Below are 1,362 nucleotides of genomic sequence, written 5' to 3'. Positions count from 1 at the left end.
AGCTCGCCCGCCGGGGGCGTACCGAGGCCGCCGACCAGATGGCCGAGGTGCAGAAGATCCGCGGCTTCCGGGTCGAGCCCGCCGAGGTGGAGGCCGCGCTCGCCGCCCACCCGCGGGTCTCCGACGTCGCCGTGGTCGTCCGGGAGGACCGCCCCGGCGCCCGCCGGCTGGTCGCCTACCCGGTCGGCGCCGTCGACCCCGAGGAGCTGCGGGCCTTCGCCGCCCGGACGCTGCCCGACTACCTCGTCCCGTCGGCCGTCGTCCCGCTCGCCGCGCTCCCGCTCAGCCGCAACGGCAAGGTCGACCGCTCCGCCCTCCCCGCGCCCGAGCAGGGGCCCGGCGGCGGGCGGCGCGCCCGGGTCGAACCGCGCACCGCGGCCGAGCACCGCACCGCCGAGCTCTTCGCCGAGGTGCTCGGCATCCGCCCGCCCGGCATGGACGACGGCTTCTTCGAGCTGGGCGGCGACTCCATCCTCAGCATCCGGCTCGCCGCCCGGCTGACCGAGGCCTTCGGCACCGACCTCGGCCCCCGCGCGGTCTTCGACCACCCGACCCCGGCCGGGCTGGCCCGGCTGCTCACCGAGGCGGCCGCCGACCCGGCCCGCCCGCCGGTCGTCCCGGTGCCCCGGACCGGCCCGGCCCCGATGTCCCACGCCCAGCAACGCCTCTGGTTCCTGGAGGAGTTCACCCCCGGCGTCGCCGAGAACGTCGCGCTCGCGCTGCGGCTGCGCGGCACCCTCGACCCCGGCGCCCTCGGCGCGGCGCTGGACGCCCTGACCGCCCGGCACGAGTCGCTGCGCACCACCTTCGACAGCGTCGACGGCCACGGCGTCCAGCTCGTCCACCCGCCGCACGTCGTCCCGCTGCCGCTGCACGACCTCTCCGGACGGCCGGCCGACGAGCGGCCGCGGGCCCTGCGCGAGCTGCTCACCGCCGACCGCGCCCGCCCCTTCGACCTGCGCCGCGGGCCGCTGCTGCGCGCCACCCTGGTCCGGCTGGCCGAGGGCGACCACGTGCTCGCGCTGACCCTGCACCACATGGTCACCGACGGCTGGTCCACCGGCGTCCTGCTGGCCGACCTGGCCCACCTCTACCGCGCCGAACTCGGCTCCACGGAAGACGAGTTGGCGCCGCTTCCGGTGCAGTACGTGGACTACGCCCACTGGCAGCGCACCGCCGGGGCCCCCGCGGAGGAACACCTCGCCTACTGGCGGCGGCAGCTGGCCGGCGTCGTCCCGCCGCGGCTGCCCGTCGACCAGCCCCGACCCGTTGCTGCTCGACGGCGAGGTGGGTGGGCTGCTCGTTGCGGACGGTGTTGGCGAGCATCGACGCGAAGCCGTAGACCGCGTTGGTGGGCTGGCC

Annotated in this window: 1 protein-coding gene; it reads left to right on the top strand. The window is 77.5% G+C overall.

What is annotated here, in order from left to right; all coding sequences use genetic code 11:
• The coding region (locus tag ABZW03_RS40925) for a condensation domain-containing protein (RefSeq protein ID WP_355269972.1) at positions 1-1,362 on the top strand (1,362 nt) is incomplete at both ends.

Origin of the sequence: Kitasatospora sp. NPDC004799, assembly GCF_040609095.1 — a bacterium.
GTDB lineage: Bacteria > Actinomycetota > Actinomycetes > Streptomycetales > Streptomycetaceae > Kitasatospora.
Note: the sequence above shows the minus strand (reverse complement) of the source record. Positions and strands in the feature narration are given on the sequence as shown.